This is a genomic window from Rhodanobacter sp. sgz306013 (assembly GCF_057031145.1).
This window is the reverse complement of sequence record NZ_JBXCIJ010000004.1, coordinates 1-16,606: the sequence shown is the minus strand read 5'-3', so window position 1 is coordinate 16,606 and position 16,606 is coordinate 1. Positions and strand designations below refer to the sequence as shown.

The window sequence follows — 16,606 nt, the reverse complement described above, 5'->3', positions numbered from 1 at the left end:
GGCCGCGGAAGGCTGTGGTGGCGCGGACTGCCGCGGCCAGCGCATCACTTCAGGTAATCGAACAGGCTCATTCCCTGAACCTTCGCGAACGTCTGTTGCGAGGCCTGCAGCGCGGTGGACTGCAGCATCAGCTTGCTGATGGCGCTGGCCATGTCGGTGTCCTGCACACCGGACAGGGTGGTCTGGTAGGTCAGGGTGAGGTCGCTGTAGGTGCTCTTCTGCTGGGTGAGGCGGTTGAGGCGGCCGCCCACGTCGGTCTGGGTGCTGGAGACCCGGTCCTGCGCACGGTCGACCGATTCGATCTGCCGGCTCATCGTGTTGCTGAGCTGCGTGTTGTTCTGGCTGCCGTCGTTCAGCGCGTTGATCATGTTGGTCAATGTGCCGAACACGTCCTGGGTCTGGCCGGACTTCACGCTCATCGTGTCGCCGGCGGCGGGCGTACCGCTCAACGCGACGGTCATGCCGTTGAAACTGATGCTGCTGCCGTCCTGGTAACTGCCGGTACCGACCACCGCATTGCCGTGATTGGCGTCGGTGGCGGTCCAGTTGCCGGCAGCGTCGAAACTGATCTGGTAGTCCACCGGGCCGGACGCGGTAGCCGCCTTCCAGGCGCTGCTGTCGGTGACGCTGGTGGCGCCCACCAGCAGGCTGCCGCTGTTGCCGGCCGCCGCGCTGGCCACGAAGGAGCCGTTGCCGGCCGGGATGTTCATGAACAGACTTGCGCCCTCGTCGCTGTTGGGGATGCGCAGGCCGTTGCCGATGGCCGTCAGCTGGTTGTCGCTGTTGCCGGTGTAGCTCACCGAGCCGTCGCTGTTGAGCACGAACGGCGTGGTGGTGGTGCTGGTGCCGGCGAACAGCGCGTTGCCGCTGGCGTCTGTGGTATTGGCCAGCTGCACCAGCTGCGCGCGGATCTGCGTGAGCTGGGTGGCCATGTCCTGGCGATCGGAAGACGACAAGGTGCCGTTGATGCCCTGCAGCGCCATCGAGCGCGCCTGGTCGAGCAGCGAGTTGAAGGAGCTGAGCGTGTTGCTCTCGGTGGAGAGCCGCGCGTTGGCACCGTCGATGTTCGCGGAGTACTGCGCGGTGCTGGCCAGGATGTGGTTGAGCGACACTACCTGCGTGGCGCCGGCCGGATCGTCGGAAGCGAGGTTGATGCGCTGGCCGCTGCTCACCTGGTTCTGCGTGGCGGCCAGCGAGCCCTGCTGGTCGAGCATGGTGGTCAGCGACTGCTGGTACATCCAGCTGGTGGAGAGGCGGATCATGGACAGGCTCCCGCTAGCCGTGGATGGCTGTAATCAGGCTGGTGAACAAAGTCTGCGCCGTGGCGATCACCTGCGCGGAGGCCTGGTAGGCCTGCTGGTACTTGATCAGGCCGGCCGCTTCCTCGTCCAGGTTGACGCCGGCGGAGCTCTGCTGGGCGCTGGCGGCCTGGTTGTAGAGGCCGGTCTGGGTGGTGAGGTCGTTGGCCGCCATGCTGCCGGCAAGGCCGACCTGGTTGGTCAGGTTGGCATAGGCGCCGACCGCCGAGGTGCGGCCGCCGTCGAGCACGCCGGCGTCGGCGAGCCCGGCGAGGTTCAGCGCGTTGCCGTTGTCGTTCAGGCCGCCGCTGTTCTTCGCCACGCTGAAGCTGTCGCCGCTGGCGGGTGCGCCGGCGAGGCTGAGGCTCCAGCCGTCGAACTGGATGGGCGTGCCGCTGGTGTAGGTGCCGGCGGTGCTGTTGCCCGCGCCGTCGGTGACGGTGTAGCTGCCGCCGGCGCCGAACGTCACCGTGGCGCCGGCGAACAGGTTCGCGTTGGCGCTGTCGGTCACGGCCACCGCGCTCACCGTGGCGCCGCCGCTGTTGGCGGCGGCGGCCGTGCCCTTCAACGCCGCCGCTGCCGCGATCGCGGAGGGGTCGCTGGTGGCCAGCGCGAGGCCGCTGGCCGCGTCGCGGGTAGGCCGGATCTGGAAGCTGTCGCCGACCTGGGCACCCGCGGACACGCTGAAAGTGAGGCCTTCGGCCGACAGCGTGCCGTTGGCGTTTGCGGTCATCGCCACCGGGCGGCCGCTGGTGGTGGCCAGCGCCCAGCCGTTGACCGAGGGCGCGCTGGCGCTGCCGGTGTAGGTGAGCACGTAGTTGTCGTTGGTGAGTGCGCCGAGGTCGCTGACGCTGGCGCCCACCGTGGCGCTGCCCTGGTTGCTGCTCGCGCCAGCCACGGTCGGGGCGGGCACGCTGAACAAGGGGCCGCCCTGGTTGCCGTTGAGGTCCAGGCCCTTGGCCTGCTGCGCGTTGACGCTTTGCGCCAGCGCCAGTGCGGCGCGGCCCAGCTGGTTCTGCGCCGGGTCCAGCGTGTTGCGCCGATACGACAACAAGGCGCCCAGCGTGCCGCCGGAAAGGCGCGAGCTGATGTCGTGGCCGCTGGCGTCGAGCACGCTGGTGCTGCCGGCGTCGTAGGCGTCGCTGCCAACCTGGAAGCCGTAGGCATAGCTGCCGCTGACCAGTGCCTGGCCAGAAGTGCTGTAGACGCTCAGCGTACCGTCGGGCTGCGCGGCGACCGAGACGCCGGTGATGCCGGCCAGCTGCTTGACCAGTCCGTCGCGCTGGTCGAGCAGATCGTTCGGCTGGGTGTTGCCGGCCTGGCTGATGCTGGTGTTGAGCGCGGCGATCTGCTTGACCAGCGAGTTGACGCTGCCGACGGCGTCGGCGACCTGGGTGTTGATCTGCGTGCGCTGCTGGTCGAGCTGCTGGCCGAAAGTGTTGAAGGCCATCGCCAGTGCGGACGCGTTGCCCAGCAGCGCCTGGCGCGCGGAAGGATCGCCCGGGGCGTTCGCCACGGCGTTGAAACCGCCGTAGAAGCTGTCCAGCGCACCTTGCAGGTTGCCGCTGTTCTTCAGCAGGCCGTTCAGTGTGGTGGCGAGGTCGTTGGTGGTGGTGGCGCCCTGCAACGCGCTGTTGGTGCTCCACAGCGTCTGGGTGAGGTACTGGCTGTAGGCGCGCTGCACTGCGATCACGTCCACGCCGGTGCCCATGGTGTAGCGGCCGTTGTTCTGGCCCACCTGGTCCACCTGTACGGTGTTCTGGCGGCTGTAGCCGTCGGTGCCGGCGTTCGCGATGTTGTTGCCGGTGACTTTCAGGCCGAGCTGGGCGGCATTCAGGCCGGAAACGCCGATGTTGAGCAGGCTGGACATGGATCGGGATTCCTGGTGTCGCTTATTCGTTCGGCACGGCGGCCGGATTCTTGAGCGCGGCCAGCGCCGCGCGCATCTGCGGGCTGCTCGCCACCGCGCTGATCTTCGCGGCATAGGTCGGGTCGGTGGCGTAGCCGCCGCGCACCAGCGCGTTGGCGAAGCCGCGCACGTCGTCGCCATGCCCGCGCGCGGCGGCATAGCGGGGGTTGGAGGCGATCAGGTTGGCGTAATCCTTGAACGACTGCGCCGGCGAATCGTAGGCGCGGAACTGCGCATGCCGGCGCACCGCCACGCCACCTTCGTACTCCAGCGTGGGCACGCTCACCTTGCGCCCGTCCCAGCTGCCGCCGGCCTTGATGCCGAACAGGTTGAAGCTGGTGGAGCCGTCGGCATTGCGCGGCATGTGCTTGCCCCACTGCGTTTCCAGCGCGGCCTGCGCCAGCACCGTGCGCACCGACAGGCCAAGCTTCTGCGCCGCGGCCTCGGCGTACGGCGCCAGCGCCCGCACGAATTCCTGCGCGTCCTGCGGCAGCCACTTCATCGCGCTGCGGCCTATCTCGCGCCCGGCCTCCACCACGTTGGCGAGGCGGCGCTGGAACTGGTCGGGCGTGGCCGGTAGTTTGGTGGGATCGCCGATGCCGTCGGAGTCGTCCGCGCTGCCGGCGGCACTGGTCGCCGTCGGCGCGCCGGTGCCGGCTAGCGTGCCGATCGAGGCACCCGTGCCGTCCGGCGTCGGCGTGGCCGTACCGCCCAACTGGCGGATCAACATCTGCGCGATACCGAGTCCCTTGCCGCCCTGCGCCAGGCTCACCGACAGCTGCTGGTCGAACAGGTCGCGGTAGGCCTTGCCGGCGTCGCTGTCGCCCAGTGCGTTGCCGAAGCTGTCGCTGGCCTCGCGCATGGACTTCAGCATCATCTGGGTGAACAGCGCCTCGAACTGCTTCGCCACCGCGGGCAGCGCCGCCTTGCCATCGCGCTGCGCCTGCGCGCGCAGCTGGTCGAACCCGGACAGCTCGGTCCAGGTGCTCAGCGAGGCGTTGGCGGACAGCGGAGCGTCGGCCATTGCTAGATCACGACGAGGTCGGCATGCAGCGCTCCGGCCTGCTTCAGCGCCTGCAGGATCGAGATCAGGTCGCTGGGTGACGCGCCGACCTGGTTCACCGCGCGCACGATGGTGTCCAGGCTCACGCCCGGGCCGAACTTGAACATGTGCCCGCCCTGCTCGCTGACCTGCACGTTGCTGGAAGGCACCACCGTGGTCTGGCCGTTGCTGAACGGGGCGGGCTGGCTGACCAGCGGCTGCTCGCCGATGGTCACCTCGATTGCGCCATGCGCCACCGCCGCCGCCGAGACGCGCACGTCCGAGCCGATCACCACCGTGCCGGTGCGCGAATTCACCACCACGCGTGCGGGCGGTGCGCCGGGCGTCACGTCCAGGTCCTGGATCGTGCCCAGCCAGGCCACCTTCTGGGTGGGATCCTGCGGCACGCGCACGTCCACCGTGCCACCGTCCACTGCACGCGCGGTGCCCGCGCCGTAGGTGCGGTTGATCGTGCCCACGATGCGCGACACGGTGGTGAAGTCCGGCGTATTGAGGTTCAGCCGCAGGTCGTCGCTGGAGGCGAACGCCGACGCCACGCTGCGCTCCACCGTGGCACCGTTTGGGATGCGCCCACTGGCGGAGATGTTCTTCTGCACGCTGGAGCCGCTCTTGCCCGACGCGCTGATGCCTCCCACCACCACGCTGCCCTGCGCCACCGCGTAGACGTTGCCGTCGGCGCCACGCAGCGGCGACATCAGCAGCTCGCCGCCGCGGATGCTCTTGGCGTTGCCGATCGAGGCCACGGTGACGTCGATGGTCTGGCCCGGCTTGGCGAACGGCGGCAGCTCGGCGGTGATCGTCACCGCGGCGGCGTTCTTCAGCTGCGGGCGCACGTTCGCCGGCACGTTGATGCCGAACTGCTGCAGCATGTTCTCCAGGCTCTGCGTGGTGAACGGCGCCTGCGTGGTCTGGTCGCCCGAACCGTCCAGGCCCACCACCAGGCCATAGCCGATCAGCTGGTTGGAACGCACGCCGCCGACCGAGGCGAGGTCGCGGATCTTGTCGGCGTGGACGGGGAATGCGAAAGCGAGGCAAAGCACGAGCAACGCTGCGAAGCACCCCACCCCAACCCTCCCCTGCCGGGCAGCGGACGGGGCGAACGCGGTGGCCGGGTTCGCAATGTCGGACTTCGGCGCAAGCGTCATCTTCGTGGCCATCTGGACATTCATTTTCAAAAGGGCATCCACCTGGAGTTGAAGAAGCGCGACAGCCAGCCCTGGGTGTTGGCGTCGGCGAGGCTGCCGCGGCCGGTATAGCCGATCCTGGCGTCGGCGACGCGGGTGGACGGCACGGTGTTGTCCTGGCCGATGTCCTGCGGACGCACGATGCCGGTGATCCGGATCAGTTCCTGGCCCTGGTTGATGGTGAGCAGCTTCTCGCCGCGCACCATCAGGTTGCCGTTGCCCAGCCGCTGCGCCACGGTGACCGTGATGTTGCCGGTGAGCTGGTTGCTCTGGCTGCTGGAGCCGCCGCCGTCGAAGCTGTGGCCGCTGTCGATGCCGACGGCGGCCTTGTTGAATGTGTGGCCGAGCAGCGAGGGTGCGCCGATGCTGTCCTTGTTGGTCTTGCTGGTGCTGGTGTTGGCCTTCTTCACGGCCTGCGTGTTCTCCACCAGCACGATGGTGAGGATGTCGCCGGTGCGGTGCGCGCGCGGGTCGGCGAACAGCTCCATGCCCTGTGCGTCGTGGTAGATGGCGCCGTCGGCCACCGGCGCGGCGGCAGGCGCCACCGGCGCGGTGGCGGCCCACTGCGCGTCGTCGCGCTGCTGCGGCATGGCGCAGCCCGCCAGCAGCGCCAGGGCGCAGATTGCTATGGGAAGGCGACGGTCGAACATCACGGCTGGCCTCAGGTCTTGTTGGTGATGGTCTGCAGCATGGTGTCCGCGGCGCTGATCGCCTTGGAGTTCATCTCGTAGGTGCGCTGGGTCTGGATCATGTCCACCATCGCCTCCACCACGTTGACGTTGGAGGACTCCAGCGAACCCTGCAGCAGGGTGCCCATGCCGTTGAGGCCGGCCTGGCCGGTCTGCGGGGTGCCGCTGGATGCGGTTTCCAGGTACAGGTTCTGGCCCATCGACTGCAGGCCCGCGGGATTGACGAAATCGGCCAGTTGCAGCGAGCCCACCTGCACCGGCGCGGCCTGCCCCGGCACGGTGGCGCTGATGGTGCCGTCGTTGCCGATGGTGATGCTCTGCACGCCCTGCGGCAGGGTGACCGCCGGCTCGATCGGATAACCGTCGGCGGTGACAATCTGGCCGTTGGCGTCGGTGTGCAGCGAGCCGTCGCGGGTATAGGCGGTGGTGCCGTCGGGCATGCTCACCTGCAGGAAACCGCGGCCCTGGATCGCCACGTCCAGCGAGTTGCCGGTCTGGCTGATCGCCCCCTGGGTGAACAGCTTCTCGTTCGCCACCACCCGCACGCCGGTGCCCATCAGCAGGCCCGAGGGCGACTGCGTCTGCTCGGTGGTCTGCGCGCCGGGCTGGCCCAGGTTCTGGTACATCAGGTCCTGGAACGCCGGGCGCGAGGCCTTGAAGCCGGTGGTGCTGGCATTGGCCAGGTTGTTGGAGATGGCGTCGAGGCGCGTCTGCTGCGCGTCGAGGCCGGTCTTGGCGATCCAGAGGGAGGAGAACATGGAGTGGCTCCGCTAGCGATGTGGTGTTCAGTTCGCCTGCAGCAGCTTGAGGCTGGCGTCGGCGTTGTCTTCGGCGGTCTTGATCGAGCGCACCTGCATCTCGTACTGGCGCGACAGCCCGATCATCCGCACCAGCTCGGTCGAGGGATTGACGTTGCTGGCCTCCAGGGCCTGCGACGCCAGCTGCACGCCGGGATCGGCGTCGGCGCTGCCGCCGCCGGCCAGGTGCAGCAGGCCGTCCGCGCCCTTGGAAAGCTGCGCGGGATCGGGGTTGACCAGCTTGATGCGGTCGATCTGGGTGACCGTGTTCGGGCCCTGCCCCAGTGGCACGCTGGAGATCGTGCCGTCGTTGCCGATGACGATCTGCGCGCTGTCGGGGATGCTGATCGGGCCGCCGTTGCCGAGCACCGGATTGCCGGCGGCGTCGGTAAGCGTGCCGTCTGCGGTGAGCTGCAGGTTGCCGGCGCGGGTATAGGCCTCGCTGCCGTCCGGTGCCTGCACCGCGATCCAGCCCGGGCCGCGCACCGCCACGTCCAGCGCGCGCCCGGTCTGCTGCAGCGCGCCCTGGCTGTCGTCGCGGCCGAGGCTCTGCGCCACCGCATTGATCCGGCTGGGGCTGCCCGGCCCCTGCACCGCCAGGCTGCCGAAGGCGTCCAGCTCGCTCTTGAAGCCGGTGGTGCTGGCGTTGGCGAGGTTGTGGCTGACCACGTCCTGGGCCCGCATGATCTGCGTGGCCCCGGTCATGGCGAGATAGACGGAACGGTCCATGGCGTATTACCCCGGCTGATGCTTAACGCGACACGGCGGTGAACAGCGTATTGGCCAGCGTGTTGTCGGTGGACAGCACCTGGGCGTTCGCCTGGTAGTTGCGCTGCGCCTGGATCATGTCGACCAGCTGCTGGGTGGTGTCGGAGGTGTTGGACTCCTCCAGCGCGCCGGACTGGATGGTGCCGTACTGGCCGCTGGCGGCGGTGCCCATCACCGCGGTGCCGGAATCGGTGCTGGACATCCAGCTGGCGCTGCCGAGCTGGCGCAGGCCCTGCAGGTTCTGGAAGTTCGCCATCGCCAGCTGGCCGATCTTGCTGCTCTGGCCGTTGGAGTAGTTGGCGGTGACGATGCCCGCGCTGTCGATGTCGATCGACGACAAGGCGCCGGCCGTGTAGCCGTCCTGGCTTATCGTGCCCGCGGCATAGCCGGTGCCGTACTGGGTGGTCTTGCCGAAGTTGATCGACAGCGTCTGCGCGTTGGCGCCGTTGCCGTAGTTCACCGGGTTGAAGGTGGTGATGCCGCTGGCCGGCGTGGTCAGCGCGCCGCTGCTGTCGAAGGTCAGCGGCTGCGTGCCGGCGTTGTTGCCGTCGACGTACAGATCCACGTTCCAGGCGTTGGTGCCGGTCTTCACGTAGTAGGCGGTGGCCTGGTGCGAGGAACCTAGGCTGTCGTACACGGTGAAGGTGGTGGACTGGTTGAAGGTGGCCGGGTTGGTGGGGTCGAAGGCCAGCGTGGGCACGGTGGCGTCGGCTGGCAAGTTGGACGACACCGTCGCGGTAGTGGTCGGCTTGGCCGAGCTCTGCGCGGTAACCAGGTTCAGGTTGGCAAGCGTGCTGGTGTCGAAGCTGTTGCTGGCGGTGCTGTAGGGGTAGACCTGCAGCTTGTTGTTGTCCTGGGTGACCACGTTGCCGGCCGAGTCCTGGTGAAACGCGCCGGCGCGCGTGTAGGCGTAGCCGTTGCCGGTGTTGACCACGAAGAAGCCGTTGCCGCTGATCGCCAGGTCGAGGCTGTTGCCGGTGGTCTTGATGTCGCCTTGGGCGAACTGCTGCGCCACGCTGGTCAGGCGCGTGCCGCTGCCCACAGCGGTGGCGCTGAGATTGATGCCGGTCACCGCGTAGATGTCCGCGAACTCCGCCCGCGAGCCCTTGAAGCCGCTGGTGTTGGCGTTCGCGATGTTGTTGGCGATCACGTTGAGATCGGACTGCGCGGCATTGATGCCGCTGAGGGCCTGGTTGAGAGCCATGGGTTCGTTCCTCGCTGGAAGGGTTGTTGTGGGCGATCAGTTGATCTGCGCGATCGCGCTGAGCGGCACGCCGCCCACGCCGCTCACCTGCACGTAGGTACCCACGCTGCTGCCGCCGTAGCCAACGCCGCTGACCGTGCCGTCGACATAGGTGGAGAGCGCATTGCCGCTGACGTCGGCGGCGGTCACGCTGTAGTCGCCCGGCGGTACGGGCGCGCCGGCGTCGTTCATGCCGTCCCAGTTGAAGCGCGCCAGACCGGCGGCCTGGGTGCCGAGGTCGAGCGTGCGCACCGTCTTGCCAGCACCGTCCTTGATGACGACCTGCACGTTGGCGGTGGCGCCGGTGACGCCCACCGCGCCGTCCATCGCGCTGCCGGCATAGCTGAGGCTGGCCGACGGCACCAGCACGTGGCGCCCCACCAGGCCGACCGAGCCGAGCACCTGCGAGGACTGCAGCGAACTGGTGATCTGGCCGGAAAGGCTGTTGACGCTGGTATTGAGGTCCTGCATCGAGGCCAGCTGGCTGAACTGCGCCAGCTGCGAGACGAATTGCGAGTTGTCCATCGGGTTGGTCGGGTCCTGCGACTGCATTTGCGTGGTGAGCAGCTTCAGGAAATCCGCCTGGTTCATGGAGTTGCCGAGCGCGGCGGTGGCCGCGCCCGCGGCACCGGCGGCATTGCCCGCGGCGTTGGTGGTGGTGTTCACGCTGGTAGTCATGGCGGCGGGGCTCACTGGCCGAGGGTCAGGGTCTTGAGCATCAGTTGCTTGGCGCTGTTCATCACCTCGACGTTGTTCTGGTACGAACGCGACGCCGAGATCATGTTGACCAGCTCGTCCACCGGGTTGACGTTGCTGGCATAGACGTAGCCGTCCGCATTGGCCAGCGGGTTGCCCGGCTCGTAGCGCTGCGGGATCGCCGCCTGGCTCTCGGTGATGCCGAGCACCTGCACGCCCTGCGCAGCGCCGGCATCGCTGCCGCCCGTTGATTGCTGCTGCGCGTGTACGGCGGCGAACAACGGCTCGCGCGCACGGTAGGCGCCTTCGGGCGTGCCCGACACACTCTCGGCGTTGGCGAGGTTGCTGGCCACGGTGTTGAGCCGCAGCGACTGCGCGGCCATGCCGGAGCCGGCCACGTTGAAGATGGAATAGAGCGACATCAGCTCTGCCCTCCGGAGATGGCGGTGCGCAGCATGTGGATCTGCGCGGTGATGAAAGAAAGACTCGCCTGGTAGTGCACGCTGTTGGCGGCAAAATCGGCCTGCTCGACCTGGGCATCGACGGTGTTGCCGTCCATGCTGGGCTGGGTCGGCACGCGGTATTCCAGTGCCGCCGCGGCCGGTGCGGCGCTCGATCCGGCGCCTATCTGTCCCGCGGTGGGCGCCTGCAGCGGTAGGTTGCCGTCGCCGCCGGCCGCGGACAGCGCCTTGCGGAAATCGATGTCGCGCGCGAGGTAGCCGGGCGTGTCGGCGTTGGCCAGGTTGTTGGCCAGCACGTCGGCACGGCGCTGCCACAGATCCAGCGCCTGGCTATGGATGCCGAACAGGTTTTGCGGGATGGGACTCATCGGTTTGCTCCGCGTGCGGTGGCCGCAGGGAGCTGGAGGCAAGTTGCATGCCACCGTGCCGGAACCCTTGCCACGGTTGGCCTGGCGGGGTTCGCGAAGCAGCGTCGCGCGAGCGACGCCGGCCGGGAGTCGGTTTGTTGACGCGTCTTGCGCGCGTCAGTCGGCCAGCGCTTCCGCCGGCAGGAGTTCCAGCACGGCCTGCGCCAGCAGATCCGGCTGGAACTTGGCGACGAAGCGGTCGGCCTTGACTTCCTTCACCATCGCCTCGTTGAAGATGCCGCTGAGCGAGCTGTGCAGCACCACCTTCAGCCGGCACAGCGCCGGCGCCTCGCGGATCGCGCGGGTCAGTGCATAGCCGTCCAGTCGCGGCATCTCGATGTCGGAGATCACCAGCTTCACGCCCTCCGCCGGATCGGAGGCCGCCAGTTCATGCAGGCGCTCGAGCGCCTCGCCGCCATCCTGCGCCACCACGCATTCGATGTTCATCTGTTTGAACAGGTCGACCAGGCGGCGGCGGGCGATCAGCGAATCGTCCACCACCATCACCCGCCGCGGTGCCAGCGTGTGCGCCCCGGCGAGGCGCTGCATCTGCAGGGACAGCTCGGCCGGCGCCGCGTCGATGCCGGCCAGCACCTGCTCCACGTCCACCACCGCCAGCAGGGCGCCGTCGACGCGGGTCACTGCGTTGACCCGCGCGCCGAAACCCAGGGTGGCGGACGGCGCCTCCAACTTGTCGCCGTCGCACTGCACCATGCGTTGCAGGTCGGCGACGAGGAAGCCCTGCACCGAGCGGCTGAACTCGGTGACCATCAAGTGCGCGGATTCCTCGTCGCGCAGCGGCGGATAGCCGAGCGCGGCAGCCAGGTCGATCACCGGGATGGTCTGCCCGCGGTAGTCGCAACTGCCGGCGAGCAGCGCATGCACCCCCGGCATGCGTTCCAGCGGCGGCCGGCGCATCACCTCGCGCACTTTGAAGACGTTGATGCCGAACAGCTGCACGTCGCCGAGCCGGAACAGCAACATCGCCACGCGGTTGTGGCCGGCCAGCCGGGTATGTTGTTCCACCTTTTCCAGCAGCGTGCCACCCATGCGGACTCCTCGCGAATCACCCGCCGCCTTGGCGGCCGTACGCGCTCGCTATCGACCGCGCCCGCCCGGGCTTGAGCGCGAGCGCCGGTGCGACTGGTGGCACGCGGATTGCTTCCTCAAGCCCCGACGGTTTTGGACGATGCAGTTCCCTGCGCGCCCCGCCGCACACACGACAAAGGTGATGTTCGTCCCATGAGCCTGATCTGGAATCGGCACCTTGCCCTCCTGGTGGAAGCCGCCGTCGCCGGCGACGAGACGCGGCTGGCCGCGCTGCGACGCCAGCACCCGCGCACCACGCAGGTGCTGGCGCCGCTGCTGGCGCGCGCCGCCAGCCGGCCGCCGGCGGCGGTGGCGCTGCAGGCGGTGGAGCAGGAGGGCCTGGTGCTGGCCGCGGTGCAACAGCTCGCGCGCGAGCAGGCGGCGCTGGACCAGGCTGCCGCCGACGGCCGCGGCAGCGTCGACCGTTTGACGGACGGCAGCGCCGGTATCTCGACGGCCCTGCAGCAGGTGGGCGCCGAAGTGCAGCGGGCCGGCCAGGCCAGCGGGGCCGGCAGCGGCAACGTCAGCGAACTCGACGGCCAGTTGCGCCTGTTGCGCAGCGCGCTGGCGGCGATGAACCGCAACCAGAGCAAGCTGGCCGAACAGGTGGAACAGATCCGCAAGCTGACTGCTACCGTGCAGGAGATCGCCCACCAGACCAACCTCGTGGCGCTGAACGCCGCGATCGAGGCCGCCCGCGCCGGGGAGGCCGGCCGTGGCTTCGCCGTGGTGGCCGACGAGGTCAAGCAGCTGGCGGAAAAGACGGCCCTCACCACCGCCGAGATCGAGGGCGTCACCGGCTCGATCGGCGAATTCTCCACGCAACTGGACGGCGACGTGCAGCACAGCCTGCAACAGCTGGAGCGCGCCCAGGCTGGCGCGGCCCAGGCCGGCGTTGTCCTTGAGGCGGGCACCCAGGCGCTGCAAGCGGCGGGCGAGCTCGTGCACCGGCTGCAGCAGAATCACGACGCCCAGCATGCGCGCGCCACCAGCGTGCAGGCCGCGCTCGGGGCCTTGCAACGCCGCGCCGGCGAGGCGCGGCGCCAGTCCGATGCGCTGCAGCGTGCCGCGCTGCTCGCCCACCGGCTGGGCCTGGACTGGCTGGAGGGCCTCAGCGGCAACGATCCGGGCAGCCTCAGCCTGACCGTGCGCGAGGCCTCCCTCAACCTGCGCCAGGCGGCCGAACTGGCCCTGCACGAACCCGCGGCCCTGGACCGTCGCTGGTTCGATACCCATGCGATCCGCCGCAGCGTCGAGCGGCTGGGCGCGCTGCAACCGGCGCACCCGGCCAGCGCCGGCCTCGCCGATGCCGGCGCACAACTGTGCGAGCAGGGCAGCCGCTTCATCACGCTGCTGTGCGACGGCGAGGCCGAGCAGGCCGCGGCGCTGTCGCAGCGACTCGAATCCGCCCGCGACGCCCTGCTGGGGCAGCTCGACAGCCTGCTGGCGGACGCGTGAGCGTTCGCCGCGCCAGCATCGGCCGCTTCCTCGCCTTGGCGTGGCTCGGCGTGGCGTGGCCTGGCATCAGCCTCGCCGCAACGCCGTCGCCCGGCTCCGTGCGCGCCGCCGCCGAGCAGGCCGTGCACGCCCGTTTCGACCTGCCGGGCAGCCGTGTCGTGGCCCAGGCCTTGTCGCTCGACCCGCGTCTGCGGCTGACTCCCTGCATGCTGCCACTGCGCGCCGTGCTGGCCGACGCCATCCGCCCTGCACCGCGCCTGAGCGTGCCCGTACATTGCCCGCAGGACGGCGGCTGGACCGTGCGGGTGCAGGTGCAGCTGCAGCTGTTCCGCCCGGTGCTGGTGACCAGGCGGCCGCTGCTGCGCGGCGACGGCCTGCGACCGGGGGACGTGCAGGCCGAGGAACGCGACGTGACCCGGCTCGGCTACGGCTACCTCGACAACCTCGACCAGGTGGCCGGACGCACCCTCGCGCGCGCCTTGCCCGAGGGCAGCGTGCTCACTCCCGCCGCACTGGGCGGCCGGCGCATGGTGCGTGCGGGCGATCGCGTGCAGATGGTGGCCCGGCTGGGCGACATCGTGGTGCGTGCCGACGGCGTCGCGCTGGGCAGTGGCGACAACGGCGCCCGTCTGCGGGTGCGCAACGAAAGCTCGGGCAAGGTGGTCGATGCGATGGTCCGTGCCCCCGGCGTGGTGCTGGCCCTGCCCTGAAACCACACGATGCCTTCCATACCCCATTCCGTGCCCCTAAAGTTTCCGCACATCGTGCCGATGCAACACCCACAGGGCCACTCTGCGAGAACGGACGCATGAACACGACCATTTCCAACAACGGCTTGTCGAAACTCCCGCAGGCCACCAGCCAGCCGGGCAGCGGCGCCGCGCCGGAATCTTCGGCCAGCGCCACGGGAACCGGTGCTCCGGCCGCCAAGGCCGACGACCAGCTCAGGCTGACCGACTCGGCCAAGGCGCTGCAGCAGGCCGCGCGTACCGACGCCACCCCGGTCGACTCGCAGCGGGTGGAGCGCATACGCCAGGCGCTGGCCGACGGCAGCTACAAGGTTGACGCCGGCCGCATCGCCGACCGCATGGTCGCCATGGAACGGCAGCTCGGCGGCACGGGCAAGGCATGAACCCGCCGCTGCGGCAGGAGTTCGCCGAGGCCCTCGCCGCCGTGCAGGGCGAGATGCGACAGGGGCTGGAGCAGCTCGCGCAGGTGCTCGAAGTCGAGCGTGCGGCGCTGGACGCCGGCGATCTCGACACGCTCGACCGGGCCGGTGCGCACAAGCAGGTGCTGATGCAGCAGCTGGAACAGCTGGACGCGGAGCGTCGCCTGCTGGCGCGCGAGCAGCCGCAGGTCCCGGCGGCGCCGGATCCGGCCTGGGCCGCGATCGTGGACTCGCTGCAGCATTGCCATCGGCTCAACCAGCGCAACGGCGGCATCGTCGGCCAGCGCTTGCAGCTGGTGCGCCAGGCGCTTGCGGTGCTGACCGGGACGGACAGCGACAGCGGGCTTTACGACCGCAGCGGCGAACTGCACGCCGGCGCACGTTCGCGCCCGCTGGCGGCAGCCTGAGGCCGAGTTGAGCATTCTGCCGTCCGCACCCACGGCGGCAACTTCAGCGGGCCGCCGCTTGCGGCCCGCTTCATCGACAAACGCGACGCCGGATCGATCATGAGCCCATCGCCTTCTCCCGCCACCGCCAGCAAGTCCTCGCTCTACGAGGGCATCCCCCTGCCGCTGCCGGTGCTGCGCGTCCCCCTGCTCAACCGCGAGCGCGAGCTGTTTGCCTACGAGATCCTGTTCCATCGCGAGAACGGAGACGAAACGACCCTGCTGCACAGCGTGCTGGGGATGATCACCGATGGCGCGCTGACCCGCCTGGTGCGCGGTAACCGCGCGTTCCTCAACTTGCCGGCCGAGCTGCTGCCGGAAGACGCCGACGTGCTGCTGCACCAGCCGCGCCTGGGCGTGGTGCTGCAGCCGCACGTGGCCGACGACGCGGCGCTGATGAAGCGCCTGCAGCTGATGGCGCAGCGCGGCTGCCAGTTCATGCTGGACGTGGGGGATCAGGATCTCGACCACGGCCTGCCGTTCGAAGCGCTGCTGCATATGGTGCAACTGGTCCGGCTCGACGCCAGCCAGCTGGCGCCGGAAGTGCTGGCGCAGCGCGCCGCTCACCTGCACGCACGCGGACTGCACGTGGTCGCCGGCCACGTCAACGACCATCCCACCTACGAGCGTTGCCTGGCGCTGCCGATAGAGGCGGTGCAGGGACGCCACCTGCTGGTACCGCAGCCGATGGCCGTCCCCGTGCTGACCGCCAACCGCCTGAGCATGCTGCGACTGCTGGGCGTGCTGCACGAGAGCAACCCGGGTCCGGTCGAGCTGGGCAACATCGTCCGCGATGACGCCGTGCTCAGCTACAAGCTGCTGAGCTGCGTCAATTCAGCCTACTTTGCCTTGCCGCGGCAGCTGAAATCCGTGCAGCAGGCCGCGATCTTCTTCGGCGTCACCCGCATGCGCAACTGGGTCGACACCATGGCGATGTGCAGCATGGACGATCGCCCGCCGGAGCTGTTGCGCGCCGCCCTGATCCGCGCCCACATGTGCGAGGAACTGGCCCAGGGCATGCCCCACGGGAGCGCCGAGATGGCGTTCACCGTCGGCCTGTTCTCGCTGCTGGATACCTTGATGTGCGCCCCGATGGAGTTCCTGTTGCCGCAGCTGCGGCTGGCGCCCGAGATCAGCGATGCGCTGACCGGCCGTGGCGGCCCGTTCGGCACGATCCTGCAGCAGATCCTCGCCTGGGAAGCGAACGAGCTGACCAGCGCGCAGGTGCCTCCGCAGCGCATCCAGCGGCTGGCCACGATCTACCTCAACGCCACCCAGTGGGCGGATCAGGTCTACGCCAGCGCCAACGATAAAAGCGTGCAGTAAGCCCGATCGTCAGGCGCACGACAGGCGGCCGCGCGTCCACCGATCGCCGCGGCGGTCGATGGCGCGTCGAATGGCCATGCACTCGCATGGCACGTGAGCGGCGCCGGCTTCACGTCAACTTGCCGAATCTCCGGGTGTGCCCTCTGGCGCGCCAATACCGCTTATTCGATCCAGTCGCCCGTGCACGGCAGCCCCGGCATGACGGCGGGGCGCCTGTCTGGGAGGGAGGGTGCAGGGAGGTGGAGCGGAGGGATATCGGGCAAAAACAAACGCCCTCACCGGGATCGGTGAGGGCGTTCGAGGGATAAAGCCCCTGGCGGTGACCTACTCTTGCATGCGAGATGCACACTACCATCGGCGCGGCTGCGTTTCACTTCCGAGTTCGGGATGGGATCGGGTGGGACCACAGCGCTATGGCCGCCAGGGAAGGGGCTGAAGCAGCGCGAGCGCGCCAGCTTCAAGGGTTGGAAGCCTTTTTAAAGAGTCCGCCAGGGATGGCGGGTTGGGCTCTTCGCGAAAAGGACTTCGCGTCAAACAAAGGCAAACGAGTGACAAGCGTCCGGGTTCTATCGACCGGCACGTGGCGAAGGCCACTTGGGGTTAT

At 69.1% G+C, this 16,606-nt stretch carries 17 protein-coding genes and 1 rRNA gene; 5 read left to right on the top strand and 13 right to left on the bottom strand.

The window, feature by feature from the left end:
• Nucleotides 1-44: 44 nt before the first annotated feature.
• The 12 genes from flgL to AC2EWF_RS13100 form a co-directional block, all read right to left on the bottom strand.
• Complete coding sequence (flgL, locus tag AC2EWF_RS13155) at nucleotides 45-1,262, bottom strand: flagellar hook-associated protein FlgL (protein WP_483639836.1); 1,218 nt, start codon at nucleotides 1,260-1,262, stop codon at nucleotides 45-47.
• Between the two features lie 13 nt (nucleotides 1,263-1,275).
• On the bottom strand, nucleotides 1,276-3,168 hold the full coding sequence (gene flgK / locus AC2EWF_RS13150) for a flagellar hook-associated protein FlgK (RefSeq protein WP_483639835.1): 1,893 nt from the start codon (nucleotides 3,166-3,168) through the stop codon (nucleotides 1,276-1,278).
• 22 nt (nucleotides 3,169-3,190) lie between these two features.
• The gene (gene flgJ, locus AC2EWF_RS13145) at nucleotides 3,191-4,231 is read right to left on the bottom strand and encodes a flagellar assembly peptidoglycan hydrolase FlgJ (RefSeq protein WP_483639834.1); all 1,041 of its coding nucleotides are present in this window, start codon (nucleotides 4,229-4,231) and stop codon (nucleotides 3,191-3,193) included.
• A 2-nt stretch (nucleotides 4,232-4,233) separates the two neighbouring features.
• Nucleotides 4,234-5,415 carry a flagellar basal body P-ring protein FlgI gene (locus AC2EWF_RS13140; RefSeq protein ID WP_483640430.1) on the bottom strand — a complete coding sequence of 394 codons (1,182 nt, stop codon included), beginning with the start codon at nucleotides 5,413-5,415 and terminating at the stop codon, nucleotides 4,234-4,236.
• A gap of 26 nt (nucleotides 5,416-5,441) precedes the next feature.
• Nucleotides 5,442-6,104, bottom strand: a complete 663-nt coding sequence (gene flgH / locus AC2EWF_RS13135; protein ID WP_483639833.1) for a flagellar basal body L-ring protein FlgH — start codon at nucleotides 6,102-6,104, stop codon at nucleotides 5,442-5,444.
• 11 nt (nucleotides 6,105-6,115) lie between these two features.
• The gene (gene flgG / locus AC2EWF_RS13130) at nucleotides 6,116-6,901 is read right to left on the bottom strand and encodes a flagellar basal-body rod protein FlgG (RefSeq protein WP_483639832.1); all 786 of its coding nucleotides are present in this window, start codon (nucleotides 6,899-6,901) and stop codon (nucleotides 6,116-6,118) included.
• 27 nt (nucleotides 6,902-6,928) lie between these two features.
• Entirely contained in the window at nucleotides 6,929-7,669 is a 741-nt protein-coding gene (flgF, locus tag AC2EWF_RS13125) for a flagellar basal-body rod protein FlgF (RefSeq protein WP_483639831.1), read from the bottom strand.
• A gap of 22 nt (nucleotides 7,670-7,691) precedes the next feature.
• Nucleotides 7,692-8,912: a flagellar hook protein FlgE gene (gene flgE, locus AC2EWF_RS13120; RefSeq protein WP_483639830.1), complete on the bottom strand. Its 1,221-nt coding sequence runs from the start codon at nucleotides 8,910-8,912 to the stop codon at nucleotides 7,692-7,694.
• A gap of 36 nt (nucleotides 8,913-8,948) precedes the next feature.
• On the bottom strand, nucleotides 8,949-9,629 hold the full coding sequence (locus tag AC2EWF_RS13115) for a flagellar hook assembly protein FlgD (RefSeq protein WP_483639829.1): 681 nt from the start codon (nucleotides 9,627-9,629) through the stop codon (nucleotides 8,949-8,951).
• A gap of 11 nt (nucleotides 9,630-9,640) precedes the next feature.
• Nucleotides 9,641-10,069 carry a flagellar basal body rod protein FlgC gene (gene flgC / locus AC2EWF_RS13110; RefSeq protein ID WP_483639828.1) on the bottom strand — a complete coding sequence of 143 codons (429 nt, stop codon included), beginning with the start codon at nucleotides 10,067-10,069 and terminating at the stop codon, nucleotides 9,641-9,643.
• Nucleotides 10,069-10,476 carry a flagellar basal body rod protein FlgB gene (gene flgB / locus AC2EWF_RS13105; RefSeq protein ID WP_483639827.1) on the bottom strand — a complete coding sequence of 136 codons (408 nt, stop codon included), beginning with the start codon at nucleotides 10,474-10,476 and terminating at the stop codon, nucleotides 10,069-10,071. The genes flgC and flgB overlap by 1 nt, the downstream gene beginning before the upstream one ends.
• Nucleotides 10,477-10,632: 156 nt before the next feature.
• Nucleotides 10,633-11,565 carry a chemotaxis protein gene (locus AC2EWF_RS13100; protein ID WP_483639826.1) on the bottom strand — a complete coding sequence of 311 codons (933 nt, stop codon included), beginning with the start codon at nucleotides 11,563-11,565 and terminating at the stop codon, nucleotides 10,633-10,635.
• A gap of 192 nt (nucleotides 11,566-11,757) precedes the next feature.
• Here AC2EWF_RS13100 and AC2EWF_RS13095 point away from each other — a divergent pair, with 192 nt between their 5' ends.
• From AC2EWF_RS13095 to AC2EWF_RS13075, 5 genes are all read left to right on the top strand, one after another.
• A complete protein-coding gene (locus AC2EWF_RS13095; protein WP_483639825.1) occupies nucleotides 11,758-13,062 on the top strand; it encodes a methyl-accepting chemotaxis protein in 1,305 nt (434 codons plus the stop codon).
• Nucleotides 13,059-13,772 carry a flagellar basal body P-ring formation chaperone FlgA gene (gene flgA, locus AC2EWF_RS13090; protein ID WP_483639824.1) on the top strand — a complete coding sequence of 238 codons (714 nt, stop codon included), beginning with the start codon at nucleotides 13,059-13,061 and terminating at the stop codon, nucleotides 13,770-13,772. The genes AC2EWF_RS13095 and flgA overlap by 4 nt, the downstream gene beginning before the upstream one ends.
• 98 nt (nucleotides 13,773-13,870) lie before the next feature.
• Entirely contained in the window at nucleotides 13,871-14,194 is a 324-nt protein-coding gene (gene flgM / locus AC2EWF_RS13085) for a flagellar biosynthesis anti-sigma factor FlgM (protein ID WP_483639823.1), read from the top strand.
• On the top strand, nucleotides 14,191-14,637 hold the full coding sequence (locus AC2EWF_RS13080) for a flagella synthesis protein FlgN (RefSeq protein ID WP_483639822.1): 447 nt from the start codon (nucleotides 14,191-14,193) through the stop codon (nucleotides 14,635-14,637). Before flgM ends, AC2EWF_RS13080 begins: the two co-directional genes overlap by 4 nt.
• Before the next feature lie 99 nt (nucleotides 14,638-14,736).
• The gene (locus AC2EWF_RS13075; protein WP_483639821.1) at nucleotides 14,737-16,002 is read left to right on the top strand and encodes an EAL and HDOD domain-containing protein; all 1,266 of its coding nucleotides are present in this window, start codon (nucleotides 14,737-14,739) and stop codon (nucleotides 16,000-16,002) included.
• Nucleotides 16,003-16,313: 311 nt separating this feature from the next.
• Here the strand turns inward: AC2EWF_RS13075 and rrf are convergent.
• Nucleotides 16,314-16,427: ribosomal RNA gene (gene rrf / locus AC2EWF_RS13070) — 5S ribosomal RNA — on the bottom strand.
• Nucleotides 16,428-16,606 lie beyond the last annotated feature (179 nt).

Excerpts from the sequence above, each read along its gene's own strand:
- flgC (WP_483639828.1), bottom strand. The coding sequence starts at position 10,069 with ATGTCGCTCTATTCCATCTTCAACGTGGCCGGCTCCGGCATGGCCGCG.
- AC2EWF_RS13095 (WP_483639825.1), top strand. The coding sequence starts at position 11,758 with ATGAGCCTGATCTGGAATCGGCACCTTGCCCTCCTGGTGGAAGCCGCC.
- AC2EWF_RS13140 (WP_483640430.1), bottom strand. The coding sequence starts at position 5,415 with ATGACGCTTGCGCCGAAGTCCGACATTGCGAACCCGGCCACCGCGTTC.
- AC2EWF_RS13100 (WP_483639826.1), bottom strand. The coding sequence starts at position 11,565 with ATGGGTGGCACGCTGCTGGAAAAGGTGGAACAACATACCCGGCTGGCC.
- flgH (WP_483639833.1), bottom strand. The coding sequence starts at position 6,104 with ATGTTCGACCGTCGCCTTCCCATAGCAATCTGCGCCCTGGCGCTGCTG.
- flgL (WP_483639836.1), bottom strand. The coding sequence starts at position 1,262 with ATGATCCGCCTCTCCACCAGCTGGATGTACCAGCAGTCGCTGACCACC.
- flgJ (WP_483639834.1), bottom strand. The coding sequence starts at position 4,231 with ATGGCCGACGCTCCGCTGTCCGCCAACGCCTCGCTGAGCACCTGGACC.
- flgM (WP_483639823.1), top strand. The coding sequence starts at position 13,871 with ATGAACACGACCATTTCCAACAACGGCTTGTCGAAACTCCCGCAGGCC.
- flgB (WP_483639827.1), bottom strand. The coding sequence starts at position 10,476 with ATGAGTCCCATCCCGCAAAACCTGTTCGGCATCCATAGCCAGGCGCTG.
- flgF (WP_483639831.1), bottom strand. The coding sequence starts at position 7,669 with ATGGACCGTTCCGTCTATCTCGCCATGACCGGGGCCACGCAGATCATG.
- AC2EWF_RS13075 (WP_483639821.1), top strand. The coding sequence starts at position 14,737 with ATGAGCCCATCGCCTTCTCCCGCCACCGCCAGCAAGTCCTCGCTCTAC.
- flgG (WP_483639832.1), bottom strand. The coding sequence starts at position 6,901 with ATGTTCTCCTCCCTCTGGATCGCCAAGACCGGCCTCGACGCGCAGCAG.
- flgK (WP_483639835.1), bottom strand. The coding sequence starts at position 3,168 with ATGTCCAGCCTGCTCAACATCGGCGTTTCCGGCCTGAATGCCGCCCAG.
- AC2EWF_RS13115 (WP_483639829.1), bottom strand. The coding sequence starts at position 9,629 with ATGACTACCAGCGTGAACACCACCACCAACGCCGCGGGCAATGCCGCC.
- flgE (WP_483639830.1), bottom strand. The coding sequence starts at position 8,912 with ATGGCTCTCAACCAGGCCCTCAGCGGCATCAATGCCGCGCAGTCCGAT.
- AC2EWF_RS13080 (WP_483639822.1), top strand. The coding sequence starts at position 14,191 with ATGAACCCGCCGCTGCGGCAGGAGTTCGCCGAGGCCCTCGCCGCCGTG.